Consider the following 13,863-nt stretch of genomic DNA (forward strand, 5'->3'; position numbering starts at 1 on the left):
GCGGCCCGTCGGACGGCGGCTGCTTGCGGAACGGGTCGTCGTCGGGCGGCTGACCGGGCGTCGGCTGATCGTTACTCATGGGGGCAGTGCACCGCGCCGTGGGGATGCCCGCAACGGATCAACGGCCGTTCGGGGGAGCCGCCGCCCACGCCGGGGATGACCTGGCGTCAGCCCCTTCGCCCCAGTCCCTTCGCCTCAGCCCGCGACGAACGTGCGCGCCACCTTGTCGTGCCAGCACTGCCGCCACGGCCGGTCGAAGACGCACCACAGCACGTTCAGTACGCCGACGGCGAGCACGCCGAGCACCCCGTACACGAGCCAGCGGCGCAGTGCCGAGCCGAAGGACGGGGCCTCGAACGACTCGATGTCCCGCACCTCCAGACCGCACAGCTTCTTGCCGAGCGTGCGGCCCCACTTGGCGGTGGGCAGCGCCTCGTACAGGACGCCGATGACCAGCAGCGCGGCGAGGACCCCGCCGAAGTAGCCGGCCGTCGTGCCGTCGATCAGCCAGACGGTGACGGTCTCGCCGGTCTGCTTCGCCGCCTCGACCTTGTCGTCGATGTGCGCGAGCGCCTTGGACACCAGAGGTACGGAGACGGCCCCGACGATCCCCAGGAGGACGACGGTGTCGATCAGCCGGGCGGCGAAGCGCTTGCCGAGCCCGGCGGGGCGGGCCGCCGCCTGGGCCTGGGCCGCCCGCAGGAACGGGTCCTCGACCGGCGGCTTCCACGGCACGACGGGCCGTCCGGCGGCGGGATCGGCGGACGGCGACTGCGGCGACGGCTGCGCGAGTGGGTGCGCCTGCTGCGCCCACGAGGGCGAGCCACCCCCGGGGCCGGGGCCGAGGGGACCCGCGGCGGGAGGCTGCATCGAGCGGGACGGCAGTCCGTCGGAATGCTGCGGCGCCTGGGGCGCCTGGGGTTGGGGTGCCTGCGGTGTCCGGGGCCCCGGCGGGACGGGCGCCGGGCCCGCGGCGCGGGGCCGCAGGGCGCGGATGGCCATGGTGCCGTCGGTCTGACCCGTACGGCCGGTGGCCTGTCCGTCCTGCGGTGCGCCGCCGACCGGGCGGATGGTGACGGTGCCGTCGGTGGGCGGCTCGCCCTCGTCGGTACGGGGGGCCCGACCCCCGCGTCCGGGGCGCGGGAGGCGGATCGCGACCGTGCCCTCCCTGGGAGGTGAGTCGTCGTCACCCTGGCCCGCCCCCGCGTCGGGTCCCAGGGACCGTACGCCGGGCAGCGCGCCGCCCGTGGGATCGGCCGACGGGTCCGACGCCTGGCCGGGCACCCGGGGGTCACGCGGATCACGGGCGTACCGGGGGTCCCTGGCGTCTTCCGGTTCCGGCGCGCTCGTGGCACCGGAATCCCGCGGGCCCTCGCCCCAGGAGACCCGGGCGTCGCGCTCGCCACCGAAGCCGGTCTGCCGGCGGGTGTCGGCCTGCCAGACGGAGGCCGGTTCCTGCCGGGGCTCCTCGGCCGGGTCCTCGTCGAAGAACATCGGCCCGGTCTCCTCGACCGCCGGGGCCGACGGGCCCGGGGTCCGCCGGGGCGCCGGCGGAGGTGCCGCCGCGGGGACCCCGTGGGGCGCCTCCGGCATGGCCTCACCGGCCCCCGGCGCCGGGCGGCTGGTGCCGGGTACCCAGGACCCGCCGTTCCAGTACCGGACGTATCCGGGGATGGACGGGTCCGGGTAGAAGCCGGGGGAAGGGCTGCCGTCTCCGGTTGCCGAGGTCGGGGCGCTCATCACCGTGGTCCCGTATCTCTTCGATGGGCTCAATTCAAGGGTCCACATCTATCAGACCACCGCATGGCCCAGGGTCCATCCGGCCGTTTGGACCTCGATTCGGTCACGAAAGAGTCACGGTAGGTCGCGGGAGCAAGTTCTTGCCCGAAGTCGCGTAATCGCGGCGGGAGTCGGCGCTCTCCATCAGTACGGCCCACTCCCGGGCGTCGTACGAGGAAGGGAAGCACCTGACATGCACACCGTGGTGGAACGCGAGCTGGAGCTGAATCTGGTGCTCTCACCCGAGCGCAGCATCCCCGTCCCCGCCCGTCTGACGTACCGCACGGAGGATCCGTACGCGGTGCACATCACCTTCCACATCAGCTCGGACACCCCGGTCGACTGGACGTTCGCACGCGATCTGCTGGTCGAAGGGGTGTTCCGGCCGTCCGGCCACGGTGACGTACGGATCTGGCCCACGAAGGTCGACGGCCGCAACGTCCTGTGCGTGGCGCTCTCCTCCCCCGACGGCGACGCCCTCCTGGAGGCCCCTTCGGCGGCGGTGTCGGCGTGGCTGGAGCGGACGTTGCGGCTGGTGCCACCCGGCACCGAGACGGACCGGCTGGGGATCGACGACGGGCTGGCCCTGCTGCTCGCCCCGATGCCCGCCGACGATCTGTGGCTGCGGGACCCGTGGCCGTCCGACGAGTCCTCGGACGGCGAGTCCTGACGCCCGCCGCTGCCTGTGTCCGCGCGCTCAGTCGACCACGTACGTATGGGTGATGAACTCGATCGAGTGGCCGTCGGGGTCGTCGAGATAGACCCCGCGACCGCCGAAGTGATGGTTGATCCGCTGGGCCTGCTCGTGCGCGGGGTCGGCCCAGTAAGGGAGTTCGCGCTCCTTCATACGCCCGAAGATCTCGTCGAACTCGTCCTCGGAGACCAGGAAGGCCAGATGCTGGCTGACGATGTCCGAGGACGAGTCGAGATAGTCGAGGGTGACCCCGCCGTCGAGCGGCAGGCTCGCGAACGGCCCGAAAGCCTTGGGCTCGGGCTCCCCGATCAGCTCCGCGAGAAAGCGCGCGGACGCGAACCGGTCGCGGCTTTGGACGATGGTGTGGTCAAGACGGGCGGGCACGGAACCTCCCGGGTCGAAGTGCGGTCACCTGCGGCCGGCCTGCTCTCTGTCCTGTTCACGGTAGGCCGCCCCGTGCCGCCGGGCCATCGGGCCTTGGCCGTACGCCGGTGGTCGTACGCCTTGTGCCTTGCGCCTTTTGCCGTGTGCCTTCTGCCGCGGGCCGTACGCCGGCCCGGATCGGGACCCGCCGGATCAGAACAGCTTTCCGGGGTTCAGGAGGTCCAGCGGATCGAACGTCTTCTTGATGCCGCGCTGCAACTCCATCCCGACCGGCCCCAGTTCACGGGCGAGCCACTCCTTCTTCAGCACACCGACACCGTGCTCACCGGTGATCGTGCCGCCCAGTTCAAGGCCCAGCGCCATGATTTCGTCGAACGACTCGCGGGCGCGCCGGGACTCGTCCGGGTCGGAGGCGTCGAAGCAGACGGTGGGGTGGGTGTTGCCGTCGCCCGCGTGGGCGCACACACCGATCGTGAGGTCGTACTTCTCGGCGATGCGGTCGATACCGGCGAGAACCTCGGCGAGCCGCGAGCGCGGGACGCACACGTCGTCGATCATCGTGGTGCCCTTGACCGCCTCCAGCGCGACGAGCGCCAGCCGCCTCGCCTGGAGCAGCAGTTCGGACTCGGCGGCGTCGTCGGCGGGGACGACCTCGGTGGCGCCGGCCGCCGTACAGAGTTCGCCGACGGCGGCGAGGTCCGCCACCGGGTCGGCGGTGTCGAAGGCGCAGAGCAGCAGCGCCTCGGTGGCCTCGGGAAGGCCCATGTTCGCCAGGGAGTTGACGGCGCGGACGGTGGTGCGGTCCATCAGTTCCAGCAGGGACGGGGTGTGGCCGCGCTCCATGATCTGGCAAATGGCGTCGCAGGCGGCGGACGCGGAGGCGAACTCGGCCGCCAGGACGAGCTGTTGGGGCGGCGCCGGCTTCAGCGCGAGGACGGCCTTGACGACGATGCCGAGGCTGCCCTCGGAGCCGACGAACAGCCGGGTGAGGTCGTATCCCGCGACGCCCTTGGCCGTGCGGCGGCCGGTGGTCAGGAGACGGCCGTCGGCGAGGACGACGTCCAGGCCAAGGACGTACTCGGCGGTGACGCCGTACTTCACGCAGCACAGCCCGCCGGACGCGGTGCCGATGTTGCCCCCGATGGTGCACGTCTCCCAGCTGGAGGGGTCCGGTGGGTAGTACAGACCGTGTTCGCCGACGGCGCGCGAGAGCACCGCGTTGACGACGCCGGGCTCGACGACCGCGATCCGGTCGACCGGGCTGATCTCCAGGATCTTGTCCATCTTGACGAGGGACAGCACGACGCAGCCGTCGGAGGCGTTGGCGGCGCCCGACAGTCCCGTACGGGCGCCCTGCGGCACCACGGGGACGCGCAGGGCCGTCGCCGTGCGCATCACGTGCTGGACCTGCTCGACGGTGCGCGGCAGCACGACCACCGCCGGGGAGCCCGCCTCGCAGAAGCTCGCCATGTCGTTCGCGTAGGAGGCCGTGATGTCCGGGTCGGTGATCAGGGCTTCGGCGGGCAGACCGGCTCGCAGCCGGGCGAGGAGGTCGTCCGTGGCGACGGGGGCAGGAGAGGCGGAGGAGCTGGCGGGCACTGTCGCGACGAGGTCATCCATGATCCCAGCGTGGCACTCCGGGGCCATCGGTGTGAACCCGTCTGCGATCCACATCCACAAGGACGGGTGTGGTCTTCGTATTGACGCACAGTAATCACATGGACGCCGAGAACACCATGAACACGCAGCACATGAGGCACATCAGAAGGGCCGCGCTGGCCACCGGTGTGGGGGCCGTCCTCGTCGCGGGCGTCCTCGTGTTCGTACCGGACGGGGATCAGGGGCCACCCACGCCGAGCCCCGAGGCGCGGGCCCGTGCCGCTGTCGGCGCGGGCGCGCCCGCCTCGCTGCCGGACGTGGCGGCGCTGATCAGGGACCGGGAGGCGTGGCTGCGGGAGAACCCGAAGGACGCGGAGTCCTGGGCGGTGCTGGGCGCGGCGTACGTGGAGCGCGGCGGACTGCGCGCGGACACGGCGTACTACCCGAAGGCCGAGCAGGCGCTGCGCCGCTCGCTCAAGGTCACACCCGGTGAGCGCAACAACCCGGCGGCGACGGCGGGCCTGGCCTCGCTGGCGAACGCGCGGCACGACTACGCGACGGCCAGGAAATGGGGCGAGGCGGTACGGAAGGCGGACCCGGCTCGCTGGACGACGTACCCGGTCCTGATCGAGGCGTACAACGGGCTCGGCGACTACGGGGCGGCGGGCAAGGCCCTCGACAAGGTGCGGGCGCTGCGCCCCGGCACCCCCCGTGTGCTCTCCGTGTCTTCGGCGGTCTACCGCGACCGGGGGTGGCGCGAGGACGCGGCGGCCAAGGCGGACGAGGCGCTGACGAAGGCCGGCACGCCCACCGAGAAGGCGGGCGCGCTGCACGCGCTCGGCGGGCTCGCGTGGGAGCGCGGCGAGCCGAAGGAGGCGCTGCGGTACTACGACGCGGCGCTGAAGGCGGCGCGGGACCACCATCCGTCGCTGGCGGGCCGGGCGCGTGCCCTCGCGGCGCTGAACCGGACGGACGAGGCCTCCCAGGACTACCAGGCGGCCATCGCGGAGCGCCCGCTGCCCGAATACGCCCTGGAGCTGGGCGAGTTGTACGAGTCGCTGGGGCTGGACGGGGACGCGCGGAGCCAGTACGGGCTGCTCCGGGACCGTACGACGAGGGCGCGGGCCGACGGGGTGAACGAGGAGCTGCTGCTGGCCCGCTTCGAGTCCGACCACGGTAATCCGCGGTCGGCGGTGGATCGGCTGAAGTCGGAGTGGCGGCGCGGCCACCGGAGCATGCGGGTGTCCGACGCGCTGGGGTGGGCGCTGTTCCGGGCGGGTGAGCCCGCGAAGGCGCTGCCGTACGCGAAGAGGGCGACGGAGCAGGGGATGCGGAGCGCGCTCTTCGCGTACCACCAGGGTGAGATCGAGCGTGCCCTGGGGAAGGACGGCCCGGCGCGACGCCATCTGGAGGAGGCACTGCGGACGAACCCGCGGTTCTCGCCGCTGCTGGCGCCGAAGGCCCGTGAGGCGCTGGACGAGCTGGGCGAGTTGCCGGACGGCGGTCCGAAGGACATGCACGGCAACGGCGAGCACACGCCGCTGACGCCGGCGCCCAGCGCGCCGCCGAGAGGTACGGCGCCCTCGGCGGCGACGCCGTCCGCGGCGCCGTCGGCGGCGCCCGCGCGGTCGGTGGTTCCGTCGGTGCCCGCCGCGACGGCCGCGCCGTCGGTGTCGTCGGGCCCAACGGTCCCGTCCGCGTCGCCGGTCCGTTCGCAGCCCGTATCCACGCCCACTCCGCCCGTATCGGCATCAACCGCCGCCCGGGACCGAACGATCGCCTCCACTGGGCCCGCGACTGGGCCCTGAGACCCTGCTTCTGGGCCTGGTCCCGTACCTAGTCTCCATTTCGCTCGGGGAAATGGTTGACGGCGTGGGCGAGGAGTCCGGATGAACGGCACACAGCGCGTACAGGGGTCGCAACGCCGACGCGACAGGGGTCAGGGGGGTGTCGAGTACGTCGCGATGATCGGCGTGGTCGCCGCGATCGTCGCCGCCATCGTGGCGCTGACCGTGCCCAAGGACACGGCCGTGGGTCTTCAGGACGCGGTGTGCCGGATCGTCAACGCGGGTGACGGCGGCGAGGGCTGCGACTCGGGCGACGGGGACGAGGACGACGGCGGAGGGGGTGGCGGCGGCGACGGGGAGATACCCGACGGCCCGCCCGGCGACCCCTTCCAGCCCGCCAAGTGCCTGCTGTCCCAGGATCAGACCAAGACCACGGTCGTCGTCCAGATCCTCTTCATCAAGATCAGCGGCTCCGAGCAGATCAAGCTCCAGCAGTGGTCCGACGGCACCGTCACCATGGAGCGCGTCGGCGAAGGCAGCGTCGGCGCGACGGCCAGCATCTCGGCCGATATCCCCGGCCTGAAGGACTGGGGCGGCAGCGCCTCGCTGAGCGGCAGTTACATGAAGGGCAGCGGCAGCGGCGGCCAGTGGCTGTTCAACGGCAACAAGACCGGCGACCCGCAGAAGGACCTTGAGCTGAATCTGGAGGACGCGAAGAAGTTCGCCGCGTACCTCAAACAGAATGACGGTTGCCGCTACCAGAGCGGCTACAACCCCGGGGCGAACATGGGGGCCTGCCAGTCGGACGCGGCTTCCAAGAAGCCCGACCTGCCGCCGGAGCGGGCGCCGGACGTCGACATCACCAAGACCAGCACCGAGGTGTCGGGCGGGGTGAGCTTCGGCAAGTCCTTCACCAAGGGCAAGGGCGGCAAGGACAAGGACGGCAAGCCCACCGACCTCGGCAACATCTCGGGCGAGTTCGGCACCGGCACCATGACCGAGGACGTCGTCGTGATGCGCGCCAACACCGGCCCGGACGCCGGAAAGATCACCTTCGTCTACACCTTCAGCGTCGACGCCAAGGGCGGGGAAATCGCCCAGGGCAAGGCCACCCGCATGCAGCAGGTCTCCGTCACCTACGACGCCAAGACCTTCGACCAGGAGGAGAAGGACGGCAAGGAGCACCGGCCCGAGAAGCTGGTGATCACCACCAGCCAGGAGAACGGCGCGGGCGGCGGCGTACAGGTCGGCGCCGGCGCCAACGTCCCCGGCACACCCGTGACCATCGACGTCGGCGGGGGCGGCGGCAACATCAAGTCCCAGATCCACACCGAGTCCGCCGAAGTCGTGCTCGACAACGACGGCGACAGCAAACTGGTCGAGGACTGGCTGCGCGGCCGAGGCGACTTCCCCGCCAGCGACGCCCTCCCCAGCCCCTCCGACGCCGCCGAGGCGCCGGGCAGCGACGCCGGACCGCTCGAACGCCTCATGCACGACAAGGGCAAGCTCTCCCGCCTCGACTACAACGCCAACACCGACTGGTGGAACGCCTCACTCGGCATCGGCTTCGGCATCTCCGCCGGACAGGTGACGCTCGGCTTCAAACTCTTCGGCATCGACATCACACACGAAGAGAAGAACCAGACCATCACCGGCATGCCGACGTACGCCACCGGGCCCAAGAACGGCGGCGCGCGGCCCTGGGTCGAGTGGAAGAAGTGCACCCAGACGAAGCCGATCGCCTAGCGCGTGTCCACTCCTGCCACCCTCCGAGTCAGCCGCTGATCGGGAGGTGGACCATGAACCGTCGCGGGCGCCGGTACCCCCCTCGCACACCGGCCGGCGCCCGCGGCATCCGATGCCCCGGGGCCGCCATGGCGGCCCCGGGGCATCGTCTACGCGCCGTGCCCGCAGGGGCAGTTGGCGCCGGGCGTGCGACGGCGTGCGTTCGTCGCGCGACCCGTGTGAGCCCTGACCCGACCGGGGCACCCGCCGCTAGGCTGAGGGAAGTTACGGGGGTCCACGGGCCCCCGCGGTCCAACCGGCCCGGCACAGGGGCGGTTCGACGCGGGAGAGGGAGGGGGCTGCTGTGGAGGGCGGTGTGGTGGGGCTGCGGATCGCGTCCGCGGTGGTCGTACCGGTAGTCAAACGACTGTTACTGCCGGCCGCCAAGGTGCCGGGGGCGGAGTTCGGAGACCGCCCGATCCCGATCCGCCGGCTGGTGGCCTTCAACAAGGAGCACCGCACCCTCAGCGAGGACGATCTGCACAAGCTGGCCCGCGAGTTGGTGCGCCGCGCCGTGCGGGCGGCCGGGCCGCACGATCCGCCGGTCGGCGCCGACGAGCACGACGCCGTCGGCCAGGCCCTGACCCGCACCCTGCACGCGCTCGGCGATCTCGACATGGACGACGTCCAGGCCTTCGGGCTCGGCCCCGAGCGGCTCGCCGCCGAACTGTCCCGCCGCGCGGGCCCCGACACCCGGCGGCTCCTCAGCGACGACGCCGCGCGCTTCCACGACCGGCTCCTGGAGACGGCCTGCGTGCATCTCGTACGCCTCTTCAGCCGGCAGCCGGGCTTCGCGGCCCGCGCCCAGATCGAGCAGAGCCGCGAACTGCGCGAGCAGAGCGCGAAGTTGGACCGGCTGCTGGACCGGCTGCCCGACATCAGCCGCCAGGACGCCGACTTCGAGGAGGCGTACGCGCGGTACGTCGTCGAGTGCCACGGCCGGCTCACGATCTACGGCGTCGACCTGCGCGAACCGGACGGCCAGGACTGGCCGTTGGAGTCCGCGTATCTGAGCCTGGAGGCCATGCCGTACCGCGGCGGCACCGATCCGGTCGCCGCCCTGAGCGGCGAGCCGGGCGCCGACCGGGACACGGAGGCCGAGCGCGCCGGCGGCCCGGCCGAGGCCCTTCTCGCCAGTCATGAGCGGGTGCTGCTGCGCGGGGTCGCCGGCACCGGCAAGACGACCCTTGTCCAGTGGCTGGCCCTGACCACCGCGCAGCAGGACCGGGTGCCGGGCGGACTGCCGCAGTTGTACGGGCGCGTGCCGTTCGTGCTGCCGCTGCGCGCGCTGGTGCGCAAGGACATCGAGCTGCCCATGCCCGAGGACTTCCTGCGCTGGATCGGCTGTCCGCTGGTGGGCACCGAGCCCGACGGATGGGCGGCGCGGGTGCTGCAGCACGGGCGCGGTGTGCTCCTGATCGACGGGGCCGACGAGATCCCCAAGGGCGAGCGGGCCCGCGCCAGGGCCTGGCTCAAGAAGCTGATCGCCGTCTTCCCGGGCAATCTGTGGCTGCTCACCTCCCGCCCCTCGGCCCTCGACCGGGAGTGGCTGGCCCGCGAGGACTTCCAGGAGTTCACGCTCACCGCGATGCGCCCCGCCGACATGCGGCAGTTCATCCGGCGCTGGCACACGGCGGCCAGGGCCACCGAGGAGCTGGGCGAGTCGCTGACACAGTCGCTGCGCAGCAGCCCCGAGTTGAGCCGGCTGGCGACCAACCCCCTGATGTGCGCGCTGATGTGCGCCCTGCACCGGGAGCGCCGCGGCTTCCTGCCGCAGGGCCGCTCCTCGCTGTACGAGGCGGCGCTCTCGATGCTTCTGGAGCGGCGCGATCTGGAGCGTGAGGTGTACGGTCGCGGCCACCGCCCGGAGCTGGACCAGAAGTCGGCCACGGAGCCGCTCCAGCGGCTGGCGTACTGGCTGCTGCGCAACGAGCGGACCCAGCTGGAGCGGGCGGACGCGGTGGACGTGGTGCGCCGGCTTCAGCCGTCCGTACCGCGTCTCGCCGAGGTCGGTACGCCGGAGGAGGCACTGCAACTCCTGCTGGAACGCTCGGGCCTGCTGCGCGAACCCGCCGCCGGTGCGGTGAGCTTCATCCACCGCACCTTTCAGGACTTCCTGGGTGCCCGTGCGGTGCTGGAGGAGCGCGACATGGGCATGCTGGTGAACAACGCGCACGTGGACCAGTGGGAGGACGTGGTTCAGATGGCCGTCGCTCAGGCACGACACCAGGAACGCGCCGACCTGCTGACCCGGCTGCGGGAGCGCGGCGACCGGGAGAAGGACGCGGCGGTGCAGGCGCGGTTGCGGCTCCTCGCCCTCGCCTCCCTCGAACAGGCCACGCGCCTGGAGCCGACGGTGCGTGAGGCGATCGAGGACCGGGCGGCGCGGCTGCTTCCGCCGCGCAGTCTGCGCGAGGCGAGATCGCTGGCCCAGACGGGCCCGTTGCTTCTCGGTCTGCTGCCCCGGGCGAAGGATCTGGAGGGTGACGAGGAGCTGGCCACCGTCCACGCGATATGCCAGATCGGCGGGGACGCCGCCATTCCCCGGCTGCGCGAGTTCCTGGGGACGAGCCAGTCCGCCGTACGGGCCCAACTCCTCGACCACTGGGACCGGTTCGACACGCTGGTGTACGCCGAGGAGATCGTAAGGCCGCTTCTGGAGACCGCCCCGGACGAGGTCGTCACGGTGCGCTCGCACGCCGAGCTGGACGCCCTGCGCACCATGTCCGGCTATCAGCGCGTGCGGTTGCACGGCGACTTCGGCCCGGAGGAGATCCGCACATCGCTGAACCCGCGCGTGCTGCGCGAGCTGCGGTTGCACAACACGCTCCAACTGGAGGATCTGGAGCTGCTGTCCGTCTACCCCGAGCTGGAGACGCTCGCGCTCCAGGGGTGCCGGAACGTGAAGGATCCGACGCCCCTGACGCGGCTGCCGCACCTGCGGCGCCTGGAGCTGCGGGATCTCCCCCAGTTCGAGCCCCTGCTGAAGCTGTCGGACTGCCCGGCGCTGGAAGGGCTGCTGGTGGGGGCGGAGGTGCCGTGGCGCGGGCTGTCCGATCTGCCGCGCGCCGCCGAGCTGCGGCTGCTGTCCCTCCCGCCGGCGGCGGCGCAGCTCGCGGGAATCGTGCACTGCCGTGGACTTGAGGAGCTGCGGCTCCAGGACGCGAGCGATCGGGTGACGCCCGACGAATGGGGTTCCCTCCTCGGTGAGTTGCCGCAGCTGCGGAGGCTGGCCCTGTCGCCGCAGCAGCTCAGCCTGCTGCTGTTCGCGCCGCGTACGGAGATTCCGCAGGTCACGCATCTGACGGTGCGGGCCAGAGCGGGTGCGGCGGTGCCCCTGCGGCGGATCGCCAGGCGCCTGCCGGGACTTGAGGAGATCCATCTGTCCCAGGTGTCGGAGCTGGATCTGGGCTCGCTGGCCGGGCTGCGCCGGCTGCGCCTGGTCCGGCTCTCGTACGCGGGTGAGATCCGCGGGGCGGACACGCTCCCCGACAGCGTCGAACTCGACATCCATCCGCGTCCCTGACACCGGTGCGGGGACGTCCTGAGTCCCGTCCGCTTCCGAGTCCCACCTGTCACAACCGGGTGACAGAGTGTGGTGTCGGCCTGGCGAGGGGGTTACCCGGCCGGTAAGTTCTTTGATTCCAGGCTTAATTGGTATGGATGTCAGCGGTTGGTGTCTCGGGGAAGCGGTGCCGTCCACCTCCGGGCTCGTGGCTGCCGGTCAGCGACGGACGAAGGGGGCGTGACGCGACCACATGCGCCCGTCGGACGCGTCACCGCTCCACGGCCGGGATCCGCTGCTGCGCTCACTCGTCCCCCGGCTCACCGGTCTGACGTACGACGAGAGGTCCCGTACGCCCAGGGAACTCCACGGCGATCTGCCCGTCGTGCTGGTGACGGGCCATCACGGCATGGGGCGCAGTGCCGTCCTGGCGGACCTGGCGGCGCACTACCGGGGCCGGCTCCCGCTGGCCCACGTCAAGGTCGTGCCGAGCGAATCAGGGGCGCTGCCGTACGGCCCGGCCCACGGCACGGCCGCCACCGCGTCGGCCCTCGTCGGGATTCTGGCGGAGCTGGTGTGCGCTCTCGCGCCGGAGTTGCGGCGACGTTTCCCGGTCCTGGCGCCCGGACTGTTCGCCGTCTCCGGCTGGGACCGCGGCAACTCCGAGCAGCGCGACGCGACCTGCCTGCTGCACGCCCGGCTGCTGCTGGCGTGCCGGCTCGCCGACGGGGACCAGGACACGCTGCGGCACTCCTGGGCCACCGCCGTCGAGGGCCGGCTGGAGGGTCCGCCGACCGGTGACGCGGCGCGGGACCGGGAGGCGGTCACCGGCGCCGTGCTGGCCGAGTACAGCGAGCGGTACGGGCCGGGCGCGGCCCGCGAGTGGTACGCGCGCCGCTTTCCGCCGGGCGCGGACGGACAGGATCCGCTGCCGCTGCTCGGCGAGTGGTTCCAACAGGGCGGTGACTACCGGGACTTCGCCGAGCAGAGTCTGATGGCCGCCTTCCTGCACGATGTCGCCGCCTCGTACGGCAGGCTCCAGCGGTGGAACCGGGAGCCCTGGCCGCTCGTGCTGCTCGACGACGCCCATGTGACGGCGGGCCAGGTCTTCCTGGATCTGCTCCTGAAGAACCGCGCGCTGCCCGAACGCCCCGACCACGAGGAGCTCGTCGTCGTGGCCACCCGGCTCGGCGATCTGCCGGAGGAGGACGACGCGGCGGTCCGGCGGGAACTTCCCGACCTGGTGAAGTCGTCCGGCTGGGAGCGCCGGGGCCGTGCCCCGGCCGCCGGTCTGCTCGCCGTGCCGCTCGCGCCGCTGAGCCGGGACGACATTCTGCCCCTGCTGGTGCCTGGCCGGCCGGCCAGGCCGCTCCACCCGTATCTGGCCTCCGCCGTGCACTCACTGACCGGCGGACATCCGGCGGCGACCACCGTGCTGTGCGCGGCCGTCCTCGACGCCACCGGGCGGGGCGCCGCCGTGGAACCGCGGGGGCTGCTCGAACTGACCACGAGGGAGGGCCGCGCGGTCACCGAGGAGCTGCTGGAGCGGCTGCTTCCGGACCGGCGCCAGCGCGACCGGCTGACCCTGCTCTCGCTGGCCCGCGACAGCACGGCGGCGGAGGCACTGGCGGCCCATCTACGGTTCCAGGGGCCCGACCAGCTCCCCGCCAACTCGGCCACCGACTACCTCGAAGACCAGCAGTGGCAGCGACTCACCAGCCCGGACGAGCCGTTGGTCGCCGACACGCTGTTGCAGACGCTGCTCGTGCACGAGGCACGGCGCACCTCGCGGGTGGCCGACACGGGCCGCAACTGGCAGGAGATCCACCAGTTCCTGCGGATACACCACACCCAGCGCGGCGAGAGCGGGGAGGCGGACGCGCTGCGGCACACGCTCGCGGCCGGGAACGCCGAGACGGTCGTCGCCACGCTGGCCGAGGAGTTCCAGTCCGAACAGGACGAACAGGCCGCCACACACTGGGTGTTGTGCCTGCGGTACGCGGCGACGGCACCCACACCGCCGACGCCGCCCGCCGGAGAGTGGATCGACGAGCGGACCCAGGTCGCGCTCGGCGCGCACGACGGCCGGTACGCGGAGCTGGACGACATCGAGCGCTGCGTCAACCGGCTGCTGCACGCCCTGTGGCACGTGTCGCAGCCGCACACCGAGCCGGATCCCGACATGTGCAGGGCCGTCGGTGAGGAGCTGGCGTACCTCTCGCCACGGCACCGGTCCTGGCACGCGGTACTGGGCCAGGCCGCCCGCAGCTGGCCCGTCGCGGCACGCAAGAAGCGCCCGTTACCCGTCCCCGGCGAGTGAGGAGGAAGCG

Annotated in this window: 8 protein-coding genes; 5 read left to right on the top strand and 3 right to left on the bottom strand. The window is 72.2% G+C overall.

Features of this window, described 5'->3' with window-relative positions; all coding sequences use genetic code 11:
* Positions 1-195 precede the first annotated feature (195 nt).
* Positions 196-1,740 (bottom strand): RDD family protein, encoded by a 1,545-nt coding sequence (locus P3L51_RS17245; protein ID WP_354606126.1) that lies wholly within the window; start codon positions 1,738-1,740, stop codon positions 196-198.
* A gap of 232 nt (positions 1,741-1,972) precedes the next feature.
* Here P3L51_RS17245 and P3L51_RS17250 point away from each other — a divergent pair, with 232 nt between their 5' ends.
* Entirely contained in the window at positions 1,973-2,449 is a 477-nt protein-coding gene (locus P3L51_RS17250; protein WP_354606127.1) for an SsgA family sporulation/cell division regulator, read from the top strand.
* A 27-nt stretch (positions 2,450-2,476) separates the two neighbouring features.
* Here the strand turns inward: P3L51_RS17250 and P3L51_RS17255 are convergent, their stop codons facing one another.
* Both P3L51_RS17255 and P3L51_RS17260 read right to left on the bottom strand, forming a co-directional pair.
* Positions 2,477-2,857, bottom strand: a complete 381-nt coding sequence (locus tag P3L51_RS17255) for a VOC family protein (RefSeq protein ID WP_354606128.1) — start codon at positions 2,855-2,857, stop codon at positions 2,477-2,479.
* Between the two features lie 192 nt (positions 2,858-3,049).
* On the bottom strand, positions 3,050-4,477 hold the full coding sequence (locus P3L51_RS17260; RefSeq protein WP_354606129.1) for an FAD-binding oxidoreductase: 1,428 nt from the start codon (positions 4,475-4,477) through the stop codon (positions 3,050-3,052).
* Between the two features lie 98 nt (positions 4,478-4,575).
* Between P3L51_RS17260 and P3L51_RS17265 the strand changes: the two genes are divergently transcribed.
* From P3L51_RS17265 to P3L51_RS17280, 4 genes are all read left to right on the top strand, one after another.
* On the top strand, positions 4,576-6,264 hold the full coding sequence (locus P3L51_RS17265) for a tetratricopeptide repeat protein (protein ID WP_354606130.1): 1,689 nt from the start codon (positions 4,576-4,578) through the stop codon (positions 6,262-6,264).
* A gap of 81 nt (positions 6,265-6,345) precedes the next feature.
* A complete protein-coding gene (locus P3L51_RS17270; protein WP_354606131.1) occupies positions 6,346-7,989 on the top strand; it encodes a hypothetical protein in 1,644 nt (547 codons plus the stop codon).
* A gap of 343 nt (positions 7,990-8,332) precedes the next feature.
* Complete coding sequence (locus P3L51_RS17275; protein ID WP_354606132.1) at positions 8,333-11,554, top strand: NACHT domain-containing protein; 3,222 nt, start codon at positions 8,333-8,335, stop codon at positions 11,552-11,554.
* A gap of 232 nt (positions 11,555-11,786) precedes the next feature.
* Complete coding sequence (locus tag P3L51_RS17280; protein ID WP_354606133.1) at positions 11,787-13,853, top strand: ATP-binding protein; 2,067 nt, start codon at positions 11,787-11,789, stop codon at positions 13,851-13,853.
* Positions 13,854-13,863: the final 10 nt, after the last annotated feature.

It is taken from the genome of Streptomyces panacea (assembly GCF_040560175.1).
Taxonomy (GTDB): Bacteria; Actinomycetota; Actinomycetes; order Streptomycetales; family Streptomycetaceae; genus Streptomyces; species Streptomyces panacea.

Excerpts from the sequence above, each read along its gene's own strand:
- P3L51_RS17245 (WP_354606126.1), bottom strand. The coding sequence starts at position 1,740 with ATGAGCGCCCCGACCTCGGCAACCGGAGACGGCAGCCCTTCCCCCGGC.
- P3L51_RS17265 (WP_354606130.1), top strand. The coding sequence starts at position 4,576 with ATGGACGCCGAGAACACCATGAACACGCAGCACATGAGGCACATCAGA.
- P3L51_RS17270 (WP_354606131.1), top strand. The coding sequence starts at position 6,346 with ATGAACGGCACACAGCGCGTACAGGGGTCGCAACGCCGACGCGACAGG.
- P3L51_RS17250 (WP_354606127.1), top strand. The coding sequence starts at position 1,973 with ATGCACACCGTGGTGGAACGCGAGCTGGAGCTGAATCTGGTGCTCTCA.
- P3L51_RS17280 (WP_354606133.1), top strand. The coding sequence starts at position 11,787 with ATGCGCCCGTCGGACGCGTCACCGCTCCACGGCCGGGATCCGCTGCTG.
- P3L51_RS17260 (WP_354606129.1), bottom strand. The coding sequence starts at position 4,477 with ATGGATGACCTCGTCGCGACAGTGCCCGCCAGCTCCTCCGCCTCTCCT.